The following is a 25,497-nucleotide window of genomic DNA, read 5'->3' as shown; positions in this document are numbered from 1 at the left end:
CATCGTCCGATGCATGGACTTGACGCCAGGGGACACCATTGAAGCTTGGTCGAAGGGAGTTCTCGTACATCGCGGTACCGTCACGCAGACCATGCCGAAGGCGGGACTGTTTTGGATCCAAGAAGACCAACTAAATGAGCGCCGACTAGTGGACATGCACGAGCTGGAAATACTGCTCTTCCCATCTGGTCCTTGACTGTGTGTGGGCATTTCCGGCGAGGGAATCCATAATCCCAAAAATTCTTTTCCTTTTTCGCGACACAAACAGCCCCCTGGCCACACATAAGAAGTGCAGCGTTGCATCGATTTGTCGTGAGAACAGGTTGCTGCCGCTGCCGCTGCGATGGCCCTTGATTCAAGCACGTAGCGGAAGATTCGCATTTTGGAACACCGTCCACCATGGCTGATGTGGGCCGACCGACTCGTAACCTGAAGATAGGAACGTCTGTGGCAACGGCGATGGAGACTGTGAGTGATGCTGATCTTGTCTTGAGGGTTCGGGAGGGGGATCAGGGCGCTTTTGCAAGTCTTTTTGACCGGCACCGGGACATGGCGCGGTATGTCGCGGCAGGGCAGGTGGATAACAGGGCCGATATTGAGGACATTGTTTCCGAGGCGTTTGTTTCAATTCACCAGGCGTTGATGCGTGGCAAAGGTCCTGATACTTTTTTTAGGGCGTATCTGCTGACGGCGGTGCGGCGGATCGCGCAGGCCCAGAACCGGATGGCGGCCCGTAGCCTGCCGGTTTCGGACAGTTTTGTGCTGGACCGGGTCGAGGATCCTGAGGACCCGGCCGTGGTCGGGTTTGAGTCCAGCACGGTGGCCGCTGCGTTCAAATCCCTGCCTGAGCGTTGGCAGGAAGTCCTCTGGTACGTGGACATTGAGGGTATGAAACCCGCCGCGGCATCGGAAGTCTTAGGCATCACCCCGAACGGGGTCTCGTCGTTGGCGATCCGGGCCCGTGAAGGCCTGCGGCAAGCCTATTTGCAGGGCCACATCAAAGACTCAACCTCCAAGGAATGCGAAGGGTATCCGGACCAGCTGGGGGCCTACTCCCGGAATGGTCTGAGCCGGCGGGCCCATGAAAAAGTCCGGACCCACCTGGAATCCTGCTCGAAATGCACTGCCCTGCTCCTAGATCTCAATGACGTGCAGTCCGCCATGAGGGCCATCATCTTCCCCCTGATCGCCGGAGTGGCCCTGACCTCCGCCGCCCCGGTAATCACAGGCGGCGCTGCGGGTACGGCTGGACTCACCGGTACTGCCGTGGGCGAGGCTGCTCCAAGGTCCGTGGCTGCAATGGTGAAAGTCGGGGCAGCGGGTTTAGCCGGGGCAGCCGTGATTGTGGGAGCCACCATAGCGTTGGCAGCAACCGGAACCAACAACCCCGGCACACCGCGTGCCGGTGAGGCACCGGCATCCACCTCCAGCCACGATAACCAGAGCACGAAGTCCCCACTTACCGGCACCAACCCTGCCCCGGCGGCACCGACGAATGAACCCTCAAGGACTTCCGATCACGCGGTTGAGGAAGTCTCCGCGGGTTCGGAAGAACTGCCCGCGCTGAACGGCGTGCAACGTAGCCCGGCCGGTTTCCCCGCGCCACACCATCCGGTCGTTTGGCCTGTCCCGTCCCCGGCCGCTCCTCCAAAGACTCCGGGAGTTCTGCCGCCAGTAACCGGGGCGGGCACTACACCCGGTCCAACAACCCCGACACCGACACCGACGCAGAGCCCGAGTCCAACCCCGACTCCGACGCAGAGCCCGAGTCCAACCCCGACTCCGACGCAGAGCCCGAGTCCAACCCCGACTCCGACGCAGAGCCCGACGCAGAGCCCGACTCCGACCCGGCCCATAACGCCAGAGGTCACGGCCACCGTCACCACAAGGCCGGGCTCAGGCGCTGCCGATGTCCAGGCCACGATCATCTTCACCATCGCTGGCCAAACAGCCACCGAAGCCGCTGAAGTGATCTTCTCCGTATCCGAAGGGGCAAGCCTGATCCCGGGAACACTCATCCAACCCGAAGGATGGTCCTGCACAGCACAGAACCAAGACACCAAAGAAGTCCACTGCATGAGCACTGCGGTGGAAACTGGAAACCTGCAATTCACGCTAGGCATCTCACGGAAAGACCCGGCCTCGCAGGCCAGCCTCGACTACCAATTCAGGGGATCGGGACTGCCCACAACCACCTTCTCCAACGCTTTCTGAGCACGCAGCAAAGGTCTCCCCGGACCCGGTAGCTATGCCGAAGGGGCGAAGGCGATCTGCTCTGTGCGGTTAATGCCGCGCTCGATAGCTGCCTTGTCGATGCCCAACAGCGTGGTGAGCCACATGCCGTTCTGCACCACCACGATGTCGGCTGCCCTTTCCCTGCATTCATCCAGGGAAAGGCCCGGAATAGCATTGCCGATCAAGGCCGCGAGCCCTTGGAGGTATCTCTCAAAGGCCGCGGCATTGATGCGTGCAAATTCCTCATCCGCTTGGGCGAGAGCCCACAAGTGGAGACGGAGGGACAGGTATGGTGTGGTCAGAAGTCCGGGGTCCGCAACGCGCCGAAGCGACTCTCGGAGTCGCTCGTCCGGCGTTGAGGTGGGAGCTGGCTCCACCAGCAGGAGGTCGTGCTCTTCAATCTGGTGAAGAACCGCGCGGATCAAGCTCGGCTTGTCTTCGTAGTAGTAGTTCACAAGCCCAAGAGCGACGCCGGCTTCACGCGCCACAGCGCGCATGTTGATTCCCGAAATGCCGTGGCGGGACAGTAGCTCCAAGGCCGCATCGAGAATGCGTTTCTGCCTGTCAACCTGTTCGCCGGACTTTACGGTGCTTGTACCCATTCGGCCAGACTATTGCCTAACTCTGATCAGCGCATCCTGACCATCTACAGGTTCTTTTGAGCGTAAGCCCGCAGGGCATCCCTGACGAAGGTCGCCCCTGATTCGCCGCCGTAGTTGGCCGCGAACCGCGGATCAGCGACGTACATTTCGCCGAGGCCCGTGATGTAGCCCTTGATGTCTCCGCCGGGAGCTGCGGATGGCGTTCCCGGAATTCCGCTAAGCCACTCAACGTGGCGCCGCGCCAGGTCCTGCGCTTCGGCCCCGTCCGGAGAAGCTCCGGATTCTGCGGTGGAGATCCAGTCCGCGCCCAACTTCCGGACCCGGTCCTTCCACTGCTGCTTTTCTTCGGTGCTCATTCCGCTCCACCACGAGTCACTGGCGGCGTAGGCTTCCTTGCCCCAGCGTTCCTCCACTTCATCCTTGTACTGAGTGTGGTCGAAGCCATCAAACATGTTCTGTGCCATGTACTTTCCATCCCCTTTTATCGTGTCAATGGTCTGCCGAACGGAGGCGATCTGCCGGGTCAGCCTGTCCTGCTCCTGGGCAAGCCATTCCAGATGGCTGCTCAGCGCTTTGACGGTATCCGTCTCGCGGTCAAGAACCTCGGCTATGGCCGGCAGCCCAAGTCCAAGTTCCCGGAGCAGGATGATTCGCTGGAGCTGAACCAGAGCCGGACCGTCATAGTAGCGATAGCCGTTATGGCCGGTCCGGCTTGGTTTGAGCAGCCCGATGTCGTCGTAGTGACGCAGCGTGCGGCTGGTGGTCCCTGCAATCTTGGCGATTTCCTGAATTGACCAGTCCATACGTCCTCCGTCCCGTGCTTGTCCTTCGACAGTAGAGGTTGACGTTACGTCAAGGTCAAGGGGATGCTGACCAGCACTTAGTCAGCCAGGATCAGGTACAGAGCCCGGCGGGTTTCGTCCAGCTTTTCGATCGCTGCCTGACGCTGTTCGTCGGTAGCCGCTCCGCGGAACTGGTGGATGACCCCCATCAGCTTGCCAACGCTTTGGTGGAATGCTGCGCCTGTTCCATCGGCCTCCGTGTTCCACGCATTGGCGAGTTCTTCGCCATGCTCAGCGACGTAAGCCTTGCCGTCGTCGGTAAGAGTGAACTCGGTACGCCTACCCTCGCCGACGGCGACGATCAGTTCTTCGTCCACCAGTTGCTGCAGTGTCGGGTAGACGGAGCCTGGGCTCGGGCGCCATGCGCCGGAGGTCTTCTCTGCGATGGTCTTGATCAGGCCGTAGCCGTTGGAGGGAGCCTCAGCCAAGAGCGAGAGAATCGCTGCGCGGACGTCGCCACGATTGGCTCGGCGTGATCCGCCCGGGCCGAAGCCCCGCGGCCCGAAACCCGGGCCAAAGCCGGGGCCAAAACCGCCAGGTCCAAAGCCCGGGCCAAATCCGCCTCCGCCGTGTCCGCCCGGGCCGCGCCGGCCCTTGCCTCGGTTGAAGCGGCCCCGGCCGTGTCCGTGTTCGGGATGCCCGTGGTCGTGCTCGGGGAAGGCGTTGTCGTGTTCATTGATGCCTTTCATAGCAGCATCGTCCTTTCGGTTGTATGGTTCACCGAAGAAGTATCGGCGATAGTTAACGATATATCGGTAACTATCGCATCGTCAAGACTTTGGAGTCGGGATGTGCGAGAGCGCTGGCGGGAAGCCCGTGGGATGTGGGAGAGCGCTGGCGGGAAGCCCGTGGGATGTGGGAGAGCGCTGGCGGGAAGCCCGTGGGATGTGCGAGAGCGCTGGCGGGAAGCCCGTGGGATGTGAGAGAGCGTCGGTTAAAGCTCGACGGCGGGTGCGGACTTCCATGGGAAGCCGGCACCCGCCGTCGTGAGTGGTCCAGCGGTGGTAGTTGCTCTAAAGGGACTTAGCTATTTCCACCAAGTATCGAAGATGGTGACCGGAACGGTGCGCTTGTGGCGTGTGCGGAGGTACTTCTGCTCGATAAGCTCTGCGGCGCCTTCGGCCACCTCGCGCCCCTCAAGATAGTCGTCGATCTGGTCGTAGGTGATGCCCAGCTCGTCCTCATCGGTGCGGCCGGGCTTGTCGTCCAGGAGGTCGGCCGTGGGCACCTTCTGCCAAAGGCGGGCCGGGGCGCCCAATTCAGCCAGGATTGCGCGGTTCTGGCGCTTGTTCAGGCCGAACAGCGGAAGGATGTCCGCGCCGCCGTCGCCGAACTTCGTGAAGAAGCCGGTGACGGACTCGGCGCCATGATCGGTGCCGACCACCAGGTAATTGTGCTCGCCGGCCAGGGCGTACTGCGCGATCATGCGTGCGCGGGCCTTGGTGTTGCCCTTGTGGAAGTCGGAAATTTCCGCGCCGGTGGTCTTCTCGAACTCTTCTTCGAAACCGTCAACGGCGCGGGAGATGTTAAAGGTCCACTCGGTCTTGGCTTTGATGAAGTCCAAGGCGGCCTGGGCGTCGTCTTCGTCGTGCTGTATGCCGTAGGGGAGCCGGACGGCTACGAAGTTCGCGTCCACGCCCTCCGCGTCAAGCTCCTCGACCGCCAGCTGGGCAAGGCGCCCCGCGAGCGTGGAATCCAGGCCCCCTGAGATACCCAGGACGAAGCCCTTGGTGCCCGTCGCTTTTACATAATCCTTCAGGAAGGCGACCCGTTTGCGGATCTCCTCCGCAGGATCGATCCGGGGCTGGACGCCCATTTCTTCAATGATCTTTGCCTGGAGTTCGCGCATGGTCCAACACTAGTCAGCAGGGTTATCAACGCTCAACCATATTGCGCCGTGATTCCGGGGGAATGGCTAGTGGGGGCGGGCCGGACCCGTGGAACCGCGGACCGTAAGGTGCGTAGGCATGACGGAACGGCTGCGGTTTCCGCCGCCGGCCAGGGGATTCAGCTGGGCGAGCAACATGGACACTGCCACGCGTCCTGCCTGCTCAATGGGCGAGGTCATTGTGGTCAGGGGTGGGTTGCAGAAGTCTGCCCCAAAGATGTCGTCGCAGCCCACGATGCTCATGTCCTCCGGCACTCGAAGACCACGTTCGCGGAGGCGCTGCAGCATACCGATGGCGATGAGGTCATTGAAGACGATGCACGCAGTGACGCCGCTGTGAACGGCGGCGTCCGCAGCGGCTGCGCCGGACTGGGTTTTAGGGGCGAAGGGCCCGATGCTGCGGACCTCGACTCCGCGTTCCTGGGCGGCTTGTGACAGTGAGGTCCAGCGCCGGGCACTGGATTGGGAAACGGCAGGGCCGGAAACGTAGGCAACAGATGTGTGGCCGAGCGAAATGAGGTGGTCCAATGCCTGGGGCATGGCCGAGGGGGTGTCGATGATGACTGCCGGGACGCCGTCGACGTCGCGGTTAACAGTGACCATCGGCATCTGAGCAGCGGCAGCGGCAAGTGCTTCGTCGTTGAGGCGGGACGCTGCGACAATCACGCCGTCTGCACTTTTGCGCAACTGCTCCAGCGTGCTGGCCTCCACCTCGTCCGATTCCTCCGTGTCAACAAGCAATTGCGTATAGCCGGCCGCCTTCAGCTGGAGCTGCGTTCCCCTGATGAGGTCGAAGTAGAACGGGTTGGTGATATCCGGAACCAGAACGCCCACGGCCCCTGTCCGCCCGGAGCTCAGCGCTTTAGCTTGGGAGTTGGGAGTGTAATTCAGCTCGACGGCGGCAGCCTGGATCCGTTCCCGGGTGCGGATATTGACGCGCTCTGGATTGGCGAGGGCCCTCGAGACGGTGGAGGCTGCGACGCCACACAGCGCAGCGATGTCATGGATGGTGGCAGGCCGGCCTGTTGCCATGGGTTGCGTCGCCATGGGCGTTCCTCTCTGAACGACGAAATCATCCGGCTGTGACTACTGCCACACCGTTGAATAAGGATGCCACAGCATGGCAGCGAATGGCAATCGGTTGTCAAGTGCGTGCCAAGATGGCTAAACTCGAGGAATAAGACCGCCTGTGAACTGCGTCACCGCGCCTCCGCGTGTCGCTGCAGGACTAACTAGGAGACGTTCGTGACTCAACCCAGTGCCGTGTGGAGCCTGTCCGGTTTCGGCGACGAAGTAGACCCCGATCCCACCGTGCAAGCCGCCGTGCTGTTGGCCCTCGGCGCGAGCCACATTGAAGTCCGCAGCGCATGGGGGACTAATGTTTCGGAGCTCGATCAGGACGCCGTCCAGCGGCTCAAGGCGATCTTGGATGAGAAGGGCCTCCAGGTTTCAGCTGTTGCCAGCCCCATTGGCAAGGTGGACGTCAGCCTTCCGGTCGAGCATGAGGTGACCCGGCTTCGCCGGATTATTTCGGTTGCCAAGACCTTGGAGACTAAATACGTCCGCATCTTCTCCTTCTATCGCGGAGAAGGCCAGAGCCAGGAGGACATCCGCGAGGCGGTCATGGAGCGCATGTCAGCACTGGCTGCAGAAGCTGCAGCGCACGGCATCGTCCTTCTCCATGAAAATGAGAAGGGCATTTATGGGGATACTCCCGATCGTGTCCTGGACATCATGCAGGCGGTGGACTCTCCCGCGCTTCGGGTTGCGTGGGACAACGCCAATTTCGTCCAAGTAGGCGTCAAGCCCTACACCGAGGGATATGCCATCCTGCGTCCCTATCTTGAATATCTGCAGGTCAAGGACGCAATCGCCAGCACGGGTGCAGTAGTTCCCTCCGGTGAAGGCGACGGCGAATTGGACGCGACCATCAGCGCCCTTGCCGCGGACGGTTACACCGGCTTCGCCTCGCTGGAGCCGCATCTGGCCAGTGCCCACGAGCTCGGAGGGTACTCGGGGCCGGTTGCCTTCGGAATCGCGGCCCGCGCCTTTGCGGGCCTCGCTGCCAAGAATGGCGTTTCCCTGGCCTGACGGCCGGCACTCAAGAACCCGGTACTAACCTTCACCCCAGCATTAACCTTCAAAGGAGCAGGTATGCCTACGGCGGCAGTTATTGGTTGCGGCGACATCTCGACTATTCACTTTTCGGCCCTGGCCACCATGGGCAATGCCGAATTGGTGGCGGTCTGCGATACCGATCCTGAGAGGTTGGAAGCGACGGCAGCTGCGCAGGGCGTACCGGGGTACGCGGATTACCTGGACATGCTCCAAAAGGTTCGCCCCGACGTCGTACATATCTGTACGCCCCACCATCTTCATGCTTCAGTTGCCGCTGACTGCTTGGAGCGCGGCGTGAACGTCATTGTGGAGAAGCCGCTGGCCCATACGTTGGCCGAAGGGCGGCGGCTGATTGAAGTTGCGGAGAGGAGCACGGCGAAAATCGCCGTCTGCTTCCAGAATCGGTACAACGCGACGTCGCAAGCCATGCATGAACTGCTCGACGGCGGCACGTTGGGGCAGGTGATCGGCGCTTCGGCAACCGTCATGTGGCACCGCGACGGCAGCTACTACCGCAGCCGCCCATGGCGTGGCACGTGGGCGGAGGGTGGCGGTGGCCTCATGATGAACCAGGCCATCCACACGGTAGACCTGCTGCAGTGGCTGGTGGGTGATGTTGCCAAGGTGGAGGGGCACGCGTCCACCCGTTCGCTGGGTGGCGTGATCGAAGTGGAAGACACCGCCGAGTTCGTAGCCGAGCATGTGAACGGTGCACGGAGTGTCTTTTACGCGACACTGGCCAATGTGGTGAATGCGCCGGTCACCCTGGACATTGTGACAGAGAAGGCAACCCTCAGCCTGCGCGGTGATCTCACGGTGACTTACGTCGACGGCACGGTTAAGGTCGTTCCCGAGAGGGTGGCGGAGACGGGGGGAAGATCCTATTGGGGGGTTTCCCACGAACTGCTGATTGCAGATTTCTACAACAAACTGCAGGACGCCGGGCCGTTCTGGATTGGCCCGGCTGAGGCCGGTAAATCCCTGGCCATCATCAAGGATATTTACGCTCAAAGTTACCCGGAAATAGCTGACCAGGTGGGTTAGGCCCATCGTGTGAGCGCTCCCTGGGAACCCGCTTGGCAACAATTTAAGAAACTTTTGACAATCGGTTGCCAAGACCCCACAAAGTCCGTACTGTAAATCTCATAACCACAAAAATGTGGTGCAGGCCACATACCCCAAGCTCTGACTCGCATCAGGCAAAGACTCAGTAGGAGCCGACAATGAAGTTAGGTCCCAAGGCGGCAGCAGCCGCCATCGTACTTAGCGCCTCCCTGGCGCTCACCGCATGTGGCGGCGGGGGCGCCGGAGCCGGAACCGGTTCGGCTGCCGGCAGCAAGACCGTCACGGCCCTGACGCTGGGCACCCTTCGGGACCTCACCTCCTGGGATCCCGCACAGGCCCACGTCGGCCACGCGCTGCAGCCGTACCAGGCTGCCTACGACTCACTGATCCTCCGTGAACCGGACGGCAAGCTCAGCCCCATGCTTGCAACAACTTGGAAGTACAACGACACCAATACCAAGCTGACAGTGGACCTGCGAACCGATGTCACCTTCAGCGACGGTGCCAAGTTCGACGCCGCTGCAGCCAAAGCCAACATGGATCACTTCAAGAAGGCCAACGGCCCCCAAATGGGGCAGCTCGCCTCTGTTTCAGACATCGCCGTGGTGGACGCAGACACCATTGACATCAACCTCAGTGCACCGGAACCGGCACTTGAGTACTTCCTCAGCCAGGCTGCGGGCCTCATGGGAAGCCCGGCAGCTCTCGGCACTGATGCCATCAAGACCGTACCTGTCGGCTCCGGCCCTTACGTGATGGATAAGGCAGCCTCAGTGAAAGACTCCCAGTCAGTGTTCACTGCCCGCGAAGGGTATTGGAACAAGGACCTCCAGAAGTTCCAGAAGCTGACGCTCAAGATCCTCCTGGACCCTACCGCCCGCACCAACGCGCTGGTGTCCGGCCAGATTGATGCCACTTTGCTCGACCCCAAGAACGGCAAGCAAGCCGAGGGTGCCAGGATGAAGCTGCAGACAAACCAGGTTGACTGGTCCGGGCTGCTGCTCCTGGATCGCGATGGTGCCAAGAACCCGGCCCTGGCCAACGTCAAGGTCCGCCAAGCGATCAACCACGCTTTTGACCGCAAGACCATCCTGGATCAGGTCATGCTGGGCCAAGGCACACCCACCACGCAGCCGTTCGGCAAGGACAGTGGAGCGTGGACCGAGGAGCTGGAGAACTACTACAGCTACGATCCCGAGAAAGCCAAGCAGCTCCTGAAGGAGTCCGGCTTCGAGGGCAAGGTCAGCTTTGAGGTTCCCACCCTTCCCGGTGCTGAAACCTTGATTTCCGTGCTCAAGCAGCAGCTCGCCGATGTGGGAATCGCTTTGAACCCGGGTGCGGCAATTACCAACACCTTCACTGCGGATGTTGCAGCTCAGAAGTACCCCGCGCTCTTCTTCAACCTGTTCCAGGGCGAGCCTACGGTGGCGATTGACCAGATCGTCTCCACCAAGGCCTTGTACAACCCGTTCAAGAACACCACTCCGGAGCTTGAGGCCAAGATCGCGGCTGTTCGCACCGGCGGCGCAGACGCGGGCAAGCTGGCTCAGGAAGTCAACAAGTACGTGGTGGAACAAGCCTGGTTCGCCCCGCTGTTCCGCGTGAACCAGATGTACTACCACAACGACAAAGTGAACGTCACGCCGCAGGTTCAGCAGGCCGTTCCGTCCATCTACAACTACTCGCCCGCCAAGTAGGACCCCATGATCAAGTTCATTGCGAAAAGACTGGGCAGTGGAGTGGTGGTGTTGTTCGTCGTCTCGGTCCTCACCTTCACCCTGCTGTACACCTCCAGCGGAAGCATCGCCCAGAACATCCTGGGCGACCAGGCGACGCCTGAACAGGTTGCCTTGAAGGAACAGGAACTGGGACTCGACCAACCACTCTTTGTCCGCTACTTCGCCTGGTTGGGCGATGCACTGACAGGGAACCTTGGAGCCTCCTGGTTCACGTCGGAGCCGGTGGCCAACTCTTTGGCCACCCGCATCCCGGTGACCATGACCATGGTTTTCACCGCAATGATCTTGATCGCCATTTGCGCAGCACTGATCGGTGTTGCAGCAGCTGTGAAGCGCGGCTGGGTGGACAGGGTGGTCCAGATTGGCGCGATCGTTGGGGACTCCATCCCCGGCTATGTGATCGGCGTGTTCCTGGTGACCATCCTGGCCATCCAGCTCGGCTTCTTCCCCGCCACCAGCACCATCGCTCCGGGAGTGGGGCCGGAGGCGTGGGTCTATTCCATGACGCTTCCGGTGATCGCTTTGCTCATCAACGGTGTCACCGGTGGGGCGCAGCAAATCCGCTCCGCCGTGATCAAGCAGCTTGAGCGTGACTACGTCAGGACGCTGCGAAGCCGCGGCATCGGAGAGCGCGAAATCCTCTTCAAGCACGTGCTTCGCAGCGCCGCACCGGCAGGTTTGACGGTGTTGAGCCTGCAACTGATCGGCATGCTGGGCGGCGTGGTCATTATTGAGCAGATCTTCGCCCTGCCAGGAATGGGTCCGCTGGCCGTCGCTGCTACTACCCAAACCGATCTTCCAGTGGTCATGGGAGTGGTGATGTACACCGTGGTGGTGGTCATCGTCGTGAACCTCCTGGTGGACATCCTCAATGGTTGGCTCAACCCGAAAGTACGTGTGTCATGAGCGATTCCGTAGATTCAGCAGCAGTATCAGCAGACTCCATGGGCCTCGCGGCGAAGCCCGAGGCCGGCCAGAGCGGTACGGTGGTCCGTTCCACCGTGATGCGCCGTCTTCTGAAGAACCCCATGGGCATCGCCTCGCTGGCGATCTTGCTGACCATTGCTGCGCTGGCCATCCTTGCGCCGGTGATCGCGCCTTTCGAAGAGAACTTCGCCAACATTTCCAAGACTCTGGCTGCCCCGGATTCAGTGAATATCATGGGCACTGACAGTGCGGGGCGCGATACCTGGAGCCGATTGCTCTTCGGGGCTCAGCTGACGCTGTTGTCTGCGTTGCTGTGTGCCGGTGTAGCGATTGCCATCGGACTCCCGGCCGGCCTGATCGCCGGATACTACGCGGGCAAATTCGAAGCTGTCTCCAACTGGGTAGTCAGCATCCTCATGAGCCTGCCCGGCCTCATCGTCCTGCTGACCATCCGCGCAGCCTTCGGCCCATCGGTATGGATCTCGATGATCGCTTTCGGCATTTTGATCAGTCCTTCCTACTTCCGGCTTACCCGCACCGCAGTGCAGTCGGTCCGGAACGAGCTCTACGTTGACGCCGCCCGGGTCTCCGGCTTGTCGGACCTGAGCATCATCGCCCGCCACATCTTCTCCGTGGTCCGGGCACCCATCATCATCCAAACTGCCGCCATCGCCGGTGTTGCCATCGCCATCCAGTCCGGACTCGAATTCCTCGGCCTGGGCGACCCCACCAAGGCAACCTGGGGGGTCATGCTCTCCGAGGGCTTCAAGAACGTCTACCTCACCCCGATGCTGCTCCTTTGGCCGGCGCTGGCCATGGCTCTCACCATCGGCGGACTGGTCTTGCTGGGCAACGCCATTCGCGACGCCCTGGAAGACGGCGAGAAGATCAAGCACCGCAAGAAGCGCGCAGGTGCAACGGCAGAAAGGTTAAGTTCTTCTGCAAGCACGACGCCGGACCCCGCCAAGGCGCGCCAGTCACGGAAGTCCGTGGCCGCCGTCGACGCTGGAACCGAGCACCATCTGGTCAAGGTGACCAACCTCGGCGTCGGATATCCGCAGGCGGATGGTTCCATCAAGAAGGTAGTGGACGATGTTTCGTTCCACGTGGACCGCGGCGAAATCCTGGGCATTGTTGGCGAATCGGGATCGGGCAAGTCCCAGACCGCGTTCTCTATCCTCGGCTTGCTGCCGGATAACGCACGCATTGTGGGCGGTTCCATCCAGTTTGATGGCAACTACACCGTTGCCCCGGGCGAGGACCGGGTCAGTCAGGAGCGGTTGTCCAAGCTGCGTGGCAAGCGGATCTCCTACATTCCGCAGGAGCCCATGAGCAACCTGGACCCGGCGTTCACCATCGGTTACCAGCTGGTCACCCCCATGGTCCGTGTCCTGGGAATCTCCAAAGCGGAAGCCCGCCAGCGTGCGCTCAAGCTGCTCACCGACGTCGGAATTTCCAACCCGGAGCGCACTTTCAACGCTTATCCGCACGAGGTCTCCGGCGGTATGGCCCAGCGTGTGCTGATTGCCGGTGCCATCAGTTGCGAGCCGGACCTGGTTATCGCTGATGAACCCACCACCGCCTTGGACGTCACTGTGCAGGCCGACGTGCTGGACCTGCTGCGCGAGCTGCAGCAACGCCTGAACATCGGCGTGATCCTGGTGACCCACAACTTCGGCGTTGTTGCCGATCTTTGCGACCGCGTGGTCGTGATGCAGAACGGCCGGCTCGTGGAAGAAGGAACCGTCCGCGAGATCCTCCGCAACCCGAAAGAGCCTTACACGCAGACACTGCTGGGCTCCATGCTCGAAGGGAAGACCCCCATGACCATGCTTGTGTCCAAGCCTGGATCAGCCATAGAGAAGGAGCCGGTGGCATGAGTATCCCTTTTGACTCATCGCAGGGGGCGCCGCTCCTGTCCGTGGAGAACCTGGTGGTGGAGTATCCCAGCAAGAGGTTCCGCGCCAAGCCTTTCCGGGCGCTGACGGACATCAACATCACCATCGGACAAGGGGAGACCTTAGGCCTGGTAGGGGAGTCCGGCTCAGGCAAGACCACCCTCGGCCGTGCTGTCCTGGGCCTGGCGCCGGTCACCGCAGGAAAAGTGATCTTCGAAGGCAACGACATCAGCAACGCTTCGCGCAAAGAACGCCGCACACTGAGCCGTGACCTCCAAGTGGTGTTCCAGGACCCCTACACCTCCCTGAACCCGGCATTGGAAATCGGCGACATCCTCGCTGAACCCCTGGGCGTGCAAGGCATGGAGCCTGCTGCCGCCAAGAAACGCGTCAAAGAACTGCTGGACCAAGTGGGCCTGCCAACCGACGCAATTCACCGGCTGCCGCGTGAGTTCAGTGGCGGCCAGCGCCAGCGCGTTGCGATCGCCAGGGCCCTGGCACTGTCCCCGAAGCTGATTGTTTGTGACGAGCCGGTGAGTGCCCTTGACCTCTCCACGCAAGCCCGCGTGCTGGACCTGTTCCTGCAGATCCAGAAGGACACCGGCGTTTCGTACTTGTTCGTGTCCCACGACCTCGATGTGGTGCGGCACATCAGCCACCGCGTGGCTGTCATGTACCACGGCGAAATCGTGGAGCAAGGCCCCGCCGAAGTAGTCACCAGGGATCCTGAACACCCTTACACCCAGCGGCTGCTGCTCGCTTCTCCAGTGCCCGATCCCGACCGGCAGGAACAACGCCGGGCGGACCGCCACCGCTTGCTTGCGAACCAACGCAGCCAAATCGAACAGCAAGGTGCCGTGGCCTGAACGGCCGGCATGAAATTAGACATCAGGGTCCGGAAGGGCCCGGAAAACCCCCGGAGGAAAAAGTGGCCACAATAGGCGTCCAAGCCATGATGCTGAAGGACAGTTTTGCTGACGTTGGAGCATTTGAAACGCTCCGCAAGGTCAGCGCGATCGGCTACAACGCAGTAGAAATTTCCCAAATCCCTATGACCCCCGAGAACGTGGGCGAGCTGGAACGCTCGCGAACGGAGTTGGGCATGGACGTCGCCGCACTCTCGGTCTACTTGGAGGGCCGCAAAGGGTTCGAGGTGGAGACATTGGCCGACCACTTCGACAAGATCGTGGACGACGCCAAGCGGCTGGACAGTTCGTTGCTGCGGATCGGCATGCTTCCGTTCGGGGCTATGAAGTCGTTGGATTCGGTGGTCGAGTTCGCCAAGCAAGCCAATGGCTACGCTGAGCGGCTGCAAGAACACGGCCTTAGCCTTTATTACCACAACCACCACATTGAGTTCGCAAAGTTCGATGGAAAATACATGCTGGACATCATCGCCGAAAACTCACCGGCCATGGGTATGGAAATTGATGTCCACTGGGTGCAGCGCGGTGGGCTGGACCCCGTGCGGACCCTGGAAAAGTACGCGGGGAAGACCGCAATGGTGCACCTCAAGGACTACAGAATTGGTCAGATGCCTGAATCTTCCTTCGGGCTCTTGGAGAAGGGCGACTTCCCCGGGTTCAATGCCGAGTTCCGCAACGTAGTGCAGTTCGCCGAAGTGGGCGAGGGCAACCTGGACTTCCCATCGATCATCCCCGCAGCGGTGGAAGCCGGTGCCCGGTACCTCCTGGTGGAGCAGGACGAACTGTATGGGCGGACCGTCTGGGATGCACTCCAGACCTCATACGACAACCTGATGGCCATGGGCCACGCCGACCTTTTCTAGATTTCTACACAGGAGACTGCATTCATGAGCAAGAAAGTACGCCTCGGCATCATTGGCCTGGGCCAACAAGGCGGTGCCTACGCCAAGTTCATCACGGACGGCCTGGTCCCCAACATGGAAATCGGCGCCATTTCCGACATCGATCCCGCCAAGAAGGAGCTTGCCGCATCCCAGTACCCGGATGTCCCGTTTTACGGCGACTACATCTCGATGCTGGAGAGCGGCGCCGTGGACGCGATCGTCACGTGCGTGCCTCACTTCCTGCACCCGGAGATGGGCATCGAAACACTGAAGCGCAACATCCATGCGCTCGTGGAGAAGCCTGCCGGTGTCTATACCAAGCAGGTTAAGGAACTCAACGAGTTCGCTGCCTCCAAGCCGGAGCTCTCCTTCGGTATCATGTTCAACCAGCGCAACAACCCGCTGTACAAGAAGCTAAAGGAAATCGTCGATAACGGCGAGATCGGCAAGATCCGCCGCTCCAACTGGATCATCACCAACTGGTGGCGCCCGCAGGGCTATTACAACTCGAGCGAATGGCGCGCTACCTGGGGCGGTGAGGGCGGTGGCGTTTTGGTCAACCAAGCCCCTCACCAGCTCGATCTTTGGCAGTGGATCTGTGGCGTCCCCCAGTCCGTCTACTCCAAGGTGGCGTACGGCTTCCGCCGTGACATCGCCGTCGAGGATGAAGTCACCGCAGTAGTGGACTATGGCGACGGAGCCACGGGCGTTTTCGTGACGGCTACCCACGACATCGTTGGAACCGACAGGTTCGAAATCCTGGGTGACCAGGGCAAGATCGTGGTGGAGGACAGCAAGGTGGCCACTGTCACCCGTCTTGTGAAGCCGGAGCGGGAAATCAGTGACTCGATGGACATGGAAGGTGTCCGCAAGCTCTTCATGGGCCAGCTGAACCGTGAGGAGTTGTACAGCAGCGAGGTCATCGAGTTCGAGTCTGCGTGGGGCGGCCAGCACGCGGGTGTCCTGGAGAATTTTGCGGCCAACATCCTGGACGGCACGCCTCTGCTTGCTCCAGGCTCGGACGGGATTAATGGCGTCCGACTGGCCAATGCCATCCACCTCTCCAGCTGGACCGGCAAGGAAGTTTCGCTGGACTTTGACGAGGACGAATTCCTTCAGGAGCTCAACAAGCGGATCGCTGAAGAGGGTAAGTTCCCCGAGCGTTCCTAGTCAGGACAGGCCGGTTGCCGTGAACAAGGGATGGCAACCGGCCTGTTTTGTTGCCATGCGGTCTACGATGGAGCGGTGACTGACGTGACGAACTCCGGAGCATCTACTGCCACCACCAAACGTGGACGGGGCGAAAAGTCCTCTGCCACTATTTACGACATCGCCAAGCTGGCAGGAGTGAATCCGTCCACGGTCTCCCGCGCCCTAAGCAAGCCCGGCAGGGTCAGCGCCAAGACGCAGAAGATCATTGAAGATGCGGCGGCGGAGCTGAACTATCAGGTGAATCCGTTCGCTCGTGCCCTCCCCACCGGCCGTACCCAAACCATTGGGCTGATCGTAGCGGACATCACCAACCCCACATTCTTTGACATCATCCGCGGCGCGGAAACCACCGGATCCGCCCGGGACTACACGCTGGTCCTGGCTGAGTCGGCCGAGTCTCCGGAGACCGAAGTAACAGCGGCCCGGCGCCTCTTGAGCACGGTGGACGGCCTTATCCTTGCCAGCCCCCGCATGGATGATGACCAGATCCGCGCCTTGGCTTCGGACAAGCCCGTGGCCGTCATAAACCGTGAAGTCCAAGGCGTCCCGTGTGTCGTGCCGGACGTCAACAAGGGCATTAGCGAAGCAGTACGCAGCCTGGCTGCCAACGGTCACGAAAAGCTCGCGTACGTTGCCGGCCCCAAACAGTCCTGGATGACTGCACGCCGGTGGGATGGCGTCAAAGCCGCTGCAGAGTGGTCCAAGCTCAGCGCGGTGCGCCTTGAGTCGTCCAAACCGACGGTAGACGGCGGCCGCCAGGTTGCCCGTGAAGTGTTGGAAAGCGGGGCAACGGCAGTGATCACCTACAACGACCTCCTCGCCATCGGCTTGATGCAAGAGCTCCAGGCCGGCGGGATGAGTGTTCCGGACCAGATCAGCATTGTGGGCTTCGACGACATTTTCGGTGCCGATTTCACTACTCCTGCGTTGACTACGGTGCGGTCGCCTTTGGGGGAGTGCGGCACCCGTGCCGTCACTATTCTCCTGGACATGCTGCAGGGCCACGAGGCTCCGGACGAAGCCGTCCGGGTTGAGACGGAACTCGTGGTGCGAGGGTCCAGCGGGCGCCTCCTCGCCTAGCCTTTCCATCCGTTTGCACAGCACGTTGCAACGAATTGGCAATTTTTGGCAACCGGTTGACAAAGTGCGGAGCCGGACCGCAAGATTGACCTATGTCACAGTCCATTGCCGCACACCCTGACAGGCTCTTGCCCGCAGATCCCGGAACGCGCAGCATCGCGCGATCCTTGCTGGACCGCGTCCAGGACCTGCCCATCATTTCTCCCCACGGCCACGTTGACGCCGCCGTCATCGAACAGAACACGCCGTTCCCGGACCCGGCTGCACTCCTGGTCAGCCCGGACCACTACGTCACCAGATTGATCCACGCCAATGGTGTTCCGATGGATCAGTTGCTGACGGGTACGGAATCCGCTCCGCAGTCACGCGAAATATGGCGGCAATTCGTTCAGGCCTGGCCCCTTTTTGAGGGCACTGCCTCCGGGTACTGGCTGCGCACCCAGTTCAACGATGTGTTCAAACTTGGCGCAGACCTCAGTGAGATGCCGGCCGAAGCCAGCTATGACGCGATCGCCGCGAAACTTGTGGAGCCGGATTTCCGTCCCCGTCAGCTTTTCAAGGACTTCAACATCGAGGTCCTGGCCACCACGGACGATCCACTGGACAACCTGGCCAGCCACAAGGCGCTCACGAATGACCTCAGCTTCAACGGCCGCGTGCTTCCCACCTTCCGGCCGGATGCCTATTTGAACGTGGCGCATCCCAGCTGGAGCGCCAACGTTGACAGGCTGATCGACACCGCGGGCGACGGGGCAACAGGTTACGCCGGCTACATCGCGGCCTTGGAAAACCGTCGTCGCTATTTTGTGGAGCATGGCGCAGTATCTGCGGACCATGGCGTCCGCACACCTGCCACGCTCAAGTTGGATGCCGCGGAGGCGGAAGCGCTGTTTGAACGTGCCCGCGCCGGCAAGGCTGCAGCGCAGGATCGCGATGCGTTCGAGGCCCACATGATGTACCAAATGGGGCGCATGTCGGTGGCCGACGGGCTGGTCATGACTATCCATCCCGGCTCGTACCGGAACCACCATGGCCCCACTTTCGAGTCTTTCGGTGCGGACACCGGTCACGATATTCCGTTCGCTGTGAACTACACCGAAGCTATCCGTCCCCTGTTGCAGGACTTCGGCACAGCCAAGGATTTCCACCTGGTGCTCTTCACGCTGGACGAGACCGTCTTCTCCCGTGAACTGGCCCCGCTGGCCGGCTTCTACCCCTCCGTCTACATCGGGGCACCGTGGTGGTTCCTCGATGCGCCGGATGCCATGCTGCGCTTCCGCTCTGCGGTGACGGAAACCGCCGGATTCTCGCGGTCCTCGGGCTTCATTGATGACACCCGTGCATTCTGCTCCATTCCTGCACGGCACGACGCCTCCCGCAGGATTGAAGCGTCGTTCCTCGCCCGCCTGGTGGCTGAGCACCGCGTCACTGAAGACCGCGCGCACGAGCTGATTCTCGACGTCGTCGACTCCTCGCCCCGCAGGGTGTTCAAGCTATGACTCCCGAACTTCCGCGCCTTGGCCGCGACCTTGTGCCGGCCCCCAAGGCCCCGGTGCGCATCGTGCATTTGGGCCTCGGTGCGTTCCACCGTTCACATCAAGCCTGGTTCACGCAGCACGCCGGCGACGCGGGGGAGTGGGGCATTGCCTCGTTCACCGGTCGCCGACCCGAAGCCGCCGAGGTCCTTGCCACCCAAGACGGACTTTTCACCGTGGTGGAACGCTCGGATTCGGGCGACACGTTTGAAGTTGTGGGCAGCATTGTGGAAGCCGTGGATGGTGCCAACGTGGACCGTTTGGTGGAACTGGTGGGGGCCTCCCAAACCTCTGTGGTCACGTTGACTATCACCGAAGCCGCCTACGGCTCCAGTGCCGACGACCTTCCGCTGCTGGTTTCAGGCCGAAAACCCACGACGCCGTTGGGCCGTTTGGTCCTGGGCCTCGCCGCGCGCAGGAACGCCGACGCCGGCCCCCTCGCTGTTGTTTCGTGTGACAACCTCTCGGACAACGGCAATGTAGCCCGCAGTGCCGTGGTGGATCTCGCCCGCGGATTCGACGCCGGTCTGGCGGACTGGATCGACGCCAACATCAGCTTCGTCAGCACGTCAGTGGACAGGATCACGCCGCGCACGACGCCTGAAGACGTTGCCTTGATCAGCGAACGGTGCCGATACCGGGATGACGCTCCGGTTGTGGCTGAACCTTTCCGTAACTGGGTGCTCAGCGGTGATTTTCCTGCCGGGCGCCCCCGCTGGGAGGACGCAGGTGCGGTCTTCGTGGATCATATAGAGCCATACGAAAACCGGAAGTTGTGGCTCCTTAACGGCGCTCACTCCATCCTGGCTTATGCCGGTCAACTGCGTGGTCATGCGACTGTTGCCGAAGCCCTGGCTGATGGGGTGTGCCTGCAAGCTGTGGAGGAGTTCTGGGATGAAGCATCCCGCCACCTTGCCGCCGGCGACCTGGGCATTCCCGAGTACAGGGCCGCGTTGCTGGAGAGGTTCGGCAACTCGCGGATCGCCCACCATCTCGCACAAATCGCGATGGACGCCAGCACCAAGCTCCGGATGCGGGCCGTTCCCGTACTCCGGGCTGAGCGCGATGCGGGCCGGAGTGGTCAGGGTGCTGCCCGGATGATCGCCGCGTGGGCCTCCTTTGTGGAGGCGAATCCGGGTTTGCAAGACCCACAATCGGACGCCGTAGTGGAAGCCAACCGGCTGGTGGGCCATGAGCGGGTGGCTGCGCTCTTGGCATTGCTGGATGCTGAACTCGCCCTGGAGCCCGCGATAGTGACCCTTGTCGAGGACCTCAGCGCTGGGTTCCCACGAGCAGAGCTGCCTGCCCGTCCGACGGCGTCGGGTACTGCTGCGTAGGGCATTCACGCGACTTCTTAAGCGGTCCAGGGTGTCCATCCGTAAGGCAACCGGTTGCCACCTACTCCGATCAGACCTAAAATCGTACACATCCCGAAAGGAAAAGCTGTGAAAATCATTGCCGCTGAAGTCTTTGTGACCAGCCCGTCCCGCAACTTCGTCACTCTTCGCATCACCACGGAAGACGGTGTGACGGGCATCGGTGACGCGACCCTCAATGGTCGTGAACTCGCCGTCGCCGCTTACCTCAAGGAACACGTGGCACAGCTGCTCATCGGCAAGGATCCGCACCGGATCGAGGACACCTGGCAATTCCTGTACCGCAGCTCCTACTGGCGGCGCGGTCCCGTCACCATGGCGGCTATTGCCGCCGTCGATATGGCGTTGTGGGACATCAAGGGCAAGGTTGCCGGGATGCCGGTCTACCAGCTGCTCGGTGGCGCTTCCCGCAACGGACTGCGGGCTTATGGGCACGCATCCGGCGCTGATATTCCGTCGCTGTTCGACTCCGTGCGCGAGCATCTGGAATTGGGCTACAAATCCATCCGCATCCAGACCGCCGTCCCCGGTATCAAGGCCGTCTATGGTGTTGCCGCGCAGGCGCAGGCCTCGGGTGAGCGGTATGACTACGAGCCTGCCGGCCGCGGTAACTTCCCGTTGGAAGAGGACTGGGACACACGCGCCTACCTGCGTCACCTGCCCACCGTTTTCGAAGCCGTGCGCAACGAATTCGGTCCGGAAATCCCGCTGCTGCATGATGGCCACCACCGCATGACGCCTATTCAGGCCGCCAAGCTCGGCAAGGCCCTGGAACCTTACGACCTCTTCTGGCTGGAGGACTGCACCCCCGCCGAGAACCAGGAAGGGCTGCGCCTGGTCCGCCAGCACACCACCACCCCGTTGGCCATCGGTGAAATCTTCAACACGGTGTATGACTTCCAGACCCTTATCAAGGAACAGCTGATCGACTACGTCCGTGCAGCCTCCACCCACTTCGGCGGCATCTCACCGCTGAAGAAGGTCATGGACTTCGCAGCCCAGTATCAGATCAAGTCCGGTTTCCACGGCCCCACGGACATCTCCCCGGTGGGCTTCGCTGCACAGCTTCACGTCGGCCTGGCAATCCACAACTACGGCATCCAGGAATACATGCAGCACTCGGACAAGACCAACGAGGTCTTCCAGCAGTCCATGACCTTCAAGGACGGCTACCTGCACCCCGGCGACAACCCCGGTATCGGCGTCGAATTCAACGAAGAAGCCGCCGCCGCGTTCCCGTACCAGCAGGCTTACCTGCCGTACAACCGCCTCGTGGACGGCACTGTTCATGACTGGTAAGTCGGCCATGATTGGTAAATCGCAACTACGGCATCACATCGTGGTCATGGGCGTGGCAGGCTGCGGCAAAAGCACCATCGGTGCCGCCCTCGCCGAGCGTCTCGGCGCTGAATTTCTCGACGGCGATTCGCTGCACCCCCAGGCGAACATCGCCAAGATGGCCTCGGGTACTCCGCTGAACGACGACGACCGGGCACCATGGCTGGCCGAAATCGGCGGGCGGTTTCCGGCGTCGAACTCTTCTCTGGTGATTGCGTGCAGCGCGCTTAAGCGCTCGTACCGGGACATCATCCGCAGCGCCGATCCGTCCGTGGTGTTCGTGCACCTGCACGGCAGCCGCGAGCTGCTGAATGCGCGCATGGCTGCGCGGCCCGGGCACTTCATGCCGGCCTCACTGCTCGATTCCCAGCTGGCCACGCTGGAGCCATTGCAGGACGACGAAGCCGGAATCATCGTGGATATCGCCAAATCCGTGGAGGACATCGTGGATGAAGCAGGCGCAAACCTCAACGGTTTGTCCGCGGCGTCGTCCGGGCCGTTCCTGGTGGACCTCAAAGCGGCCCCGTTCAACCTTGACGACGCAGGGGTGGAATGGGTGGAGAACACCATTGGCTCCATGACTCTGGAAGAGAAGATCGGCCAGCTGTTCATCAACCACAACAACGATTACTCCCCGGAGTACCTCGATGGCGTGCTGGAGAACTTCCACGTAGGTGGCATGCGCTATCGGCCGGGACCGTCCAACGCCGTGCAGGAACACATCCGCTACGCGCAGTCCAAGACCCGGATCCCCTTGCTTATTGCGTCCAACCCCGAGATGGGTGGCGCAGGCAGTTGCGATGACGGCACGTTCGTCTCCACCCATCTCCAGGCTGGTTCTCATCCTGACAAGAGCATCGCCCGGCAGATGGGCCAAGTGGCCGGCGTTGAAACTGCAGCGCTGGGCTGCAACTGGGCCTTCTCGCCGATCGTGGACATCCACTACAACTGGCGGAACACGGTCATCTCCACAAGGGCCTTCGGAAATAGCCCGGAAATTGTGGTGGAACGCGCAAAGGAATACTTCGACGGCATCAGTGAATCACCCACTGTTTGCGCCATGAAGCACTTCCCCGGCGATGGCATTGATGAGCGCGACCAGCATGTGGTCACGTCGTACAACACCCTTGGGTACGGCGAGTGGAACGCCAGCTACGGGCATGTGTACCGCGAAATGATCGGGCACGGAGTGCAGTCCATCATGGTGGGCCACATCGGCGCTCCTGAGGTGTCGCGGCACTTCCGTCCCGGGTTGTCAGATGCTGAAGTCCTGCCGGCGACCCTTGCTCCGGAACTATTGCAGGATCTGCTGCGGGGTGAGCTCGGATTCAACGGCTTGGTCCTCACGGACGCTTCGCTCATGGTTGGCCTGACACAGGCCATGAAGCGTAAGGACCTTGTACCTGCCACGATCGCAGCGGGTTGTGACATGTTCTTGTTCTTCCGAAACCCGGACGAGGACTTCCAGTACATGCTGGACGGCTACAAGTCCGGGGTCGTCACCGAGGGGCGCCTGCACGATGCCCTTCGGCGGATTCTCGGCCTTAAAGCGAGCCTGGGCTTGCACCTTGCTTCCCCGGAATCCTTGGTTCCGGCGGCCGATGCCTTGGCGGTCATCGGAAGTGAGGCGCACCGTGCCATTGCCGCTGCTGTCGCTGACAAGACAGTCACCCTGGTGAAGGATACTGCCCATAATCTGCCGATCACGCCGGAAACCCATAAGCGTATCCGCCTCTACGGGATTTCGGGCGGAGCCGACTTCACGCGGGCCGATCCACTGGCGTACCTGGACGTTGTTCGGGAAGAACTGGAAGCTGCTGGCTTTGACGTGGAGGTATTCAAGACAGCTGAGCAGCGGGAAGCAGCAGGGGAGTCCGGCATGAACTTCATGCGGGTCCTGTCCGAGGAGGCAACGGGGGACTATTCGGAGCGCTACGATGCCGCCTTCGTCTTTGCCAACGTCAAGGGCTTCGCGCAGGAGGCATCCATCCGCATTAAGTGGTCATCACCGATGGCAGCCGAAATTCCCTGGTACGCCGCGGAAGTTCCCACTGTGTTCGTCTCTCTGAACCAGCCCAACCACTTGATTGATGTGCCCATGGTCAGGACCGCTATTCACGCACACGCAGCAACGCGCGAAGCCATCCGCGCAACTATCCAAAAGATCCAGGGCAAGTCCGAATTCCAAGGGACGTTCAACCAGAACGTCTTCTGCGATTCGTTCGACACCCGCCTCTGATTCCCTGTTCCCAGCAGGGAAGAGTTCCTCCCCGCCATCACGGAGGAGCGTTCGAAGCCCGGCACTGCCCACAAAGCAGTGCCGGGCTTTCCTTCTGTCTACCACGGATGAGCCCGCCAATTGTGAACGCTAACAACGTTTCAAGTCAAGAGCTTCAGGAGCGGCAGAAGTCTGCAATCATTTCGTGATCCACGGCACTTGACCGACGGTATTGTTAGCGTTCACAATGGCATTCGCACCACCTTTCGTGGCATGTGGCACCCAGCTGGCCGCAGATCACAAAACGCTTCACCGCCGGACGCGCAGATGCTCCGGCCGCATCAGAGTTCGCGGCAATGCTGCCGCGGAAGGAGAGCATCGTGAGATTGAAGAAACTCCTGGGCGCCGTAGCGGTTGTCCTAACCTTGACTGTCGGAGCCACAGGCTGCGGTAGTCGCGGTGGCTCTGCCGAGTCCACCAGCAGTGCTAATCCCAGCGATTCACTGGTTGGCATTTCGATGCCGACCCAGACGTCCGAGCGTTGGATCGCCGACGGCGCCAACGTTGAGAAGTCCCTGAAGGACCTTGGCTACAAGACGGACCTCCAGTTCGCCAACGATGACATTCCCACGCAGGTTTCCCAGATTGAGAACATGCTGACCAAGGGTGCCAAGGCACTCATCATCGCAGCCATTGATGGCACCACCCTGACGGACGTCCTGGCCAAGGCCAAGGAACAGAACGTCAAGGTCATCGCCTACGACCGCCTCATCAACGGCACGCCGAACGTCGACTACTACACCACGTTCGACAACTACACGGTGGGTGTCCAGCAGGCCACTTCCTTGCTGACCGGTCTGGGGCTGGTGGACGCGAGCGGCAACAAGGTTGAAGGCAAGGGCCCGTTCAACGTAGAACTGTTCGCGGGCAGCCCGGACGACAACAACGCCAACTTCTTCTGGACCGGTGCCATGGACACCCTTAAGCCGTACCTGGATGCAGGCACCCTGAAGGTTCCCAGTGGCCAGACCAAGTTTGAGCAGGCAGCCATCCTGCGCTGGCAGGCTCCGGTAGCTCAGAAGCGCATGGAAGACATCCTCACCTCGGCGTACAGCTCAGGAACCAAGCTCGACGGCGTGCTGTCACCTTATGACGGCCTGTCCATCGGTATCATTTCCGCACTGAGCAGCACCGGCGGTTACTCCACCGGCAACCTGCCCGTGGTCACCGGTCAGGACGCAGAAAAGGGCTCGGTGAAGTCCATCATCGCCGGCGAGCAGTACTCCACCATCTTCAAGGACACCCGCCAGCTCGGCTCGCAGGCCGTAAAGATGGTTGACGCTGTCCTCAAGGGAACCGAACCGGAAACCAACGACACCAAGACCTACAACAACAAGGTCAAGGTTGTCCCGGCCTACCTCCTGAAGTCCGTCATCATCACCAAGGACAACTACAAGAAGGAACTGATCGACTCCGGCTACTACACGGAAGCCGACGTCAAGTAATCACGTCCCCGGTCTGTGGCCCCGAACCCCTGTGTTGCAGTGCGCAGTGCGACGGGGCCACAGCCTCCTTCAGAGCCTCCGAGTCCTCGGCCTGGCCAAGTTTCAACCA

General features: G+C 61.2%; 20 protein-coding genes. 15 read left to right on the top strand and 5 right to left on the bottom strand.

Features of this window, described 5'->3' with window-relative positions:
* Window positions 1–447 precede the first annotated feature (447 nt).
* Window positions 448–2,214: a sigma-70 family RNA polymerase sigma factor gene (locus tag ACIQTW_RS10780; RefSeq protein ID WP_402936795.1), complete on the top strand. Its 1,767-nt coding sequence runs from the start codon at window positions 448–450 to the stop codon at window positions 2,212–2,214.
* A 32-nt stretch (window positions 2,215–2,246) separates the two neighbouring features.
* Here ACIQTW_RS10780 and ACIQTW_RS10775 read toward each other — a convergent pair whose 3' ends face one another.
* The 5 genes from ACIQTW_RS10775 to ACIQTW_RS10755 all read right to left on the bottom strand — a co-directional run bounded on the left by ACIQTW_RS10775 (window position 2,247) and on the right by ACIQTW_RS10755 (window position 6,614).
* On the bottom strand, window positions 2,247–2,837 hold the full coding sequence (locus tag ACIQTW_RS10775; protein WP_402936794.1) for a TetR/AcrR family transcriptional regulator: 591 nt from the start codon (window positions 2,835–2,837) through the stop codon (window positions 2,247–2,249).
* A gap of 44 nt (window positions 2,838–2,881) precedes the next feature.
* Window positions 2,882–3,640 carry a MerR family transcriptional regulator gene (locus ACIQTW_RS10770; RefSeq protein WP_402936793.1) on the bottom strand — a complete coding sequence of 253 codons (759 nt, stop codon included), beginning with the start codon at window positions 3,638–3,640 and terminating at the stop codon, window positions 2,882–2,884.
* A 77-nt stretch (window positions 3,641–3,717) separates the two neighbouring features.
* Window positions 3,718–4,368, bottom strand: a complete 651-nt coding sequence (locus tag ACIQTW_RS10765; RefSeq protein ID WP_402936792.1) for a PadR family transcriptional regulator — start codon at window positions 4,366–4,368, stop codon at window positions 3,718–3,720.
* Window positions 4,369–4,706: 338 nt separating this feature from the next.
* Complete coding sequence (gene nadE / locus ACIQTW_RS10760) at window positions 4,707–5,528, bottom strand: ammonia-dependent NAD(+) synthetase (RefSeq protein ID WP_402936791.1); 822 nt, start codon at window positions 5,526–5,528, stop codon at window positions 4,707–4,709.
* A 66-nt stretch (window positions 5,529–5,594) separates the two neighbouring features.
* Entirely contained in the window at window positions 5,595–6,614 is a 1,020-nt protein-coding gene (locus ACIQTW_RS10755) for a LacI family DNA-binding transcriptional regulator (RefSeq protein WP_402936790.1), read from the bottom strand.
* 198 nt (window positions 6,615–6,812) lie between these two features.
* On the opposite strand from ACIQTW_RS10755, the gene ACIQTW_RS10750 reads away from it, so the two are divergent.
* From ACIQTW_RS10750 to chvE, 14 genes are all read left to right on the top strand, one after another.
* Window positions 6,813–7,658, top strand: coding sequence for a sugar phosphate isomerase/epimerase family protein (locus ACIQTW_RS10750; protein WP_402936789.1), 846 nt, complete (start codon window positions 6,813–6,815; stop codon window positions 7,656–7,658).
* A 63-nt stretch (window positions 7,659–7,721) separates the two neighbouring features.
* On the top strand, window positions 7,722–8,729 hold the full coding sequence (locus ACIQTW_RS10745) for a Gfo/Idh/MocA family protein (protein ID WP_402936788.1): 1,008 nt from the start codon (window positions 7,722–7,724) through the stop codon (window positions 8,727–8,729).
* Between the two features lie 179 nt (window positions 8,730–8,908).
* A complete protein-coding gene (locus ACIQTW_RS10740) occupies window positions 8,909–10,447 on the top strand; it encodes an ABC transporter substrate-binding protein (RefSeq protein ID WP_402936787.1) in 1,539 nt (512 codons plus the stop codon).
* A gap of 6 nt (window positions 10,448–10,453) precedes the next feature.
* Window positions 10,454–11,395 carry an ABC transporter permease gene (locus tag ACIQTW_RS10735; RefSeq protein WP_402936786.1) on the top strand — a complete coding sequence of 314 codons (942 nt, stop codon included), beginning with the start codon at window positions 10,454–10,456 and terminating at the stop codon, window positions 11,393–11,395.
* Window positions 11,392–13,296: a dipeptide/oligopeptide/nickel ABC transporter permease/ATP-binding protein gene (locus ACIQTW_RS10730; protein ID WP_402936785.1), complete on the top strand. Its 1,905-nt coding sequence runs from the start codon at window positions 11,392–11,394 to the stop codon at window positions 13,294–13,296. Before ACIQTW_RS10735 ends, ACIQTW_RS10730 begins: the two co-directional genes overlap by 4 nt.
* Window positions 13,293–14,180, top strand: coding sequence for an ATP-binding cassette domain-containing protein (locus ACIQTW_RS10725; RefSeq protein ID WP_309075959.1), 888 nt, complete (start codon window positions 13,293–13,295; stop codon window positions 14,178–14,180). Before ACIQTW_RS10730 ends, ACIQTW_RS10725 begins: the two co-directional genes overlap by 4 nt.
* Window positions 14,181–14,242: 62 nt before the next feature.
* Window positions 14,243–15,103, top strand: coding sequence for a sugar phosphate isomerase/epimerase family protein (locus ACIQTW_RS10720; protein ID WP_402936784.1), 861 nt, complete (start codon window positions 14,243–14,245; stop codon window positions 15,101–15,103).
* 24 nt (window positions 15,104–15,127) lie between these two features.
* On the top strand, window positions 15,128–16,294 hold the full coding sequence (locus ACIQTW_RS10715; RefSeq protein ID WP_402936783.1) for a Gfo/Idh/MocA family protein: 1,167 nt from the start codon (window positions 15,128–15,130) through the stop codon (window positions 16,292–16,294).
* Window positions 16,295–16,369: 75 nt separating this feature from the next.
* The gene (locus tag ACIQTW_RS10710; protein WP_402936782.1) at window positions 16,370–17,416 is read left to right on the top strand and encodes a LacI family DNA-binding transcriptional regulator; all 1,047 of its coding nucleotides are present in this window, start codon (window positions 16,370–16,372) and stop codon (window positions 17,414–17,416) included.
* 92 nt (window positions 17,417–17,508) lie between these two features.
* The gene (gene uxaC / locus ACIQTW_RS10705) at window positions 17,509–18,915 is read left to right on the top strand and encodes a glucuronate isomerase (protein ID WP_402936781.1); all 1,407 of its coding nucleotides are present in this window, start codon (window positions 17,509–17,511) and stop codon (window positions 18,913–18,915) included.
* Window positions 18,912–20,288 (top strand): mannitol dehydrogenase family protein, encoded by a 1,377-nt coding sequence (locus ACIQTW_RS10700; protein WP_402936780.1) that lies wholly within the window; start codon window positions 18,912–18,914, stop codon window positions 20,286–20,288. Before uxaC ends, ACIQTW_RS10700 begins: the two co-directional genes overlap by 4 nt.
* Before the next feature lie 108 nt (window positions 20,289–20,396).
* Window positions 20,397–21,626, top strand: coding sequence for a D-mannonate dehydratase ManD (manD, locus tag ACIQTW_RS10695; RefSeq protein WP_354514051.1), 1,230 nt, complete (start codon window positions 20,397–20,399; stop codon window positions 21,624–21,626).
* Window positions 21,616–23,904 (top strand): gluconokinase, GntK/IdnK-type, encoded by a 2,289-nt coding sequence (locus ACIQTW_RS10690; RefSeq protein ID WP_402936779.1) that lies wholly within the window; start codon window positions 21,616–21,618, stop codon window positions 23,902–23,904. The genes manD and ACIQTW_RS10690 overlap by 11 nt, the downstream gene beginning before the upstream one ends.
* Window positions 23,905–24,239: 335 nt before the next feature.
* Window positions 24,240–25,388 (top strand): multiple monosaccharide ABC transporter substrate-binding protein, encoded by a 1,149-nt coding sequence (gene chvE, locus ACIQTW_RS10685; RefSeq protein ID WP_402936972.1) that lies wholly within the window; start codon window positions 24,240–24,242, stop codon window positions 25,386–25,388.
* Window positions 25,389–25,497 lie beyond the last annotated feature (109 nt).

This window comes from Paenarthrobacter sp. NPDC090517 (assembly GCF_044769165.1).
GTDB lineage: Bacteria > Actinomycetota > Actinomycetes > Actinomycetales > Micrococcaceae > Arthrobacter.
Note: the sequence above shows the minus strand (reverse complement) of the source record. Positions and strands in the feature narration are given on the sequence as shown.